Source organism: Bradyrhizobium sp. PRIMUS42, from assembly GCF_023006515.1.
Lineage (GTDB): Bacteria > Pseudomonadota > Alphaproteobacteria > Rhizobiales > Xanthobacteraceae > Bradyrhizobium.
The window spans coordinates 1-615 of record NZ_JALBGZ010001463.1; the positions used below are offsets into that span (position 1 = coordinate 1).

Here is a 615-nt window from a genome sequence, read left to right on the forward strand (position 1 = left end):
CGGGCCGGTGGTGCTCAGCGTGTAGACCACCGCGCCGCTGGTCGCGGTGTTGCCGGCCGCGTCGCTCACCCGCGCCGTCAGGGAGTTGCCACCCTGGTTCAGCGTGGCCGTGGTGGTCCAGCTGCCGTTGCCCTGCACGATGGCGGTGCCAATCGTCGTGGCGCCATCCAGGATGGTGACGGTGGCGCCGGCATCGGCGACGCCCACCGTGCCGGTGATGGTCTGGCTGGCCTGGTTGACCGGTCCCCCCGCGCTGGTGATCGCGACCGCGGGTGCCGTGGTGTCCAGGGTGAAGCTCAGCGATGCGCTGCCGGTGTTGCCAAAAGCGTCAGTCTGGCTCGCCACGATGGTGTGCGGTCCGTCGGCCAGCCCGCTCGGCGTAAACGACCAGGCGCCTTGCGCATCGGTGGTCACTGTCGTCGCGATCGGGCTGCCGTCGATGGTGAAGTGCACCACGGTGTTGGCAAGGCCGGTGCCGTTCAGCGCCGGATTGGTGGTGACGTGGTCGGTGACCGACGTGCCGGTGTCGGCAACCAGGGCCTCGGTCACGGTCGGGCCGGTGGTGCTGAGCGTATAGACCACCGCGCCGCTGGTCGCGGTGTTGCCAGCCGCGTC

Annotated in this window: 1 protein-coding gene; it reads right to left on the minus strand. The window is 70.2% G+C overall.

The window, feature by feature from the left end:
- Positions 1 to 615, minus strand: a 615-nt coding sequence (locus MOV75_RS41090) for an Ig-like domain-containing protein (protein WP_247008574.1), incomplete at both ends; no start/stop codon positions are given.